Annotated in this window: 1 protein-coding gene and 1 pseudogene; both read left to right on the top strand. The window is 63.7% G+C overall.

Going from position 1 to position 663, the window contains the following annotated elements; genetic code table 11:
- Positions 1-349 (top strand): annotated as a pseudogene (locus OC610_RS28465) (hypothetical protein); the annotation flags it as partial.
- A gap of 10 nt (positions 350-359) precedes the next feature.
- Positions 360-663, top strand: a 304-nt coding sequence (locus tag OC610_RS28460) for a COX15/CtaA family protein (protein WP_264433066.1), incomplete at its 3' end; no start/stop codon positions are given.

The following is a 663-nucleotide window of genomic DNA, read 5'->3' as shown; positions in this document are numbered from 1 at the left end:
GGTGACGGCGCCGCAGGAGTGTTCGGTGGATTGCCGGCAACTGGTCTACCTGGCCCGGCAGGTGCAGATCGGCCTGGGCCGTGAAGCCGGTCGCGCCAGTCACGCCCTGGCGGTCGCGCAACCGTTGGACGGCGAATATGAGGCGCAATTGAAACGCGAGTACCCGCAGTTGCAACGCTACCCGCTGGACCTGCCGGCCTATCAGAAAGGCGCCCAGGGTTCTGGCGGTGCGCAGCTGTGGATCATCGATCCCCACAGCAACCTGGTGCTGCGCTACGACGCCCGGGTCAAGGGCAAGGATCTGCTTAACGACCTGCGCCATCTGCTGAAACTGTCGAACATCGGATAAGGGCACCGACATGGCCAAGCCTGGATTTCGCCTCGCGCTATTCGCCACGTTGCTGGCATTGATCGTCGTGCTGTTGGGCGCCTATACACGGCTGACCCACGCCGGTCTCGGTTGCCCCGACTGGCCCGGTTGCTACGGTTTCATCAGCGTGCCCAAGGGCGAAGCCCAACTGGCCCATGCCGAGCTGCACTTTCCCGACACGCCGGTGGAAGCGCATAAAGGCTGGAACGAAATGATCCACCGGTATTTTGCCGGGACCCTGGGATTGTTGATCACCACCCTCGCCGCCCGGGCCTGGATGAACCGCCGTCACC

The organism is Pseudomonas agronomica, from assembly GCF_025917275.1.
Classification (GTDB): domain Bacteria; phylum Pseudomonadota; class Gammaproteobacteria; order Pseudomonadales; family Pseudomonadaceae; genus Aquipseudomonas; species Aquipseudomonas agronomica.
This window is presented reverse-complemented; position numbering and strand designations above follow the sequence as displayed.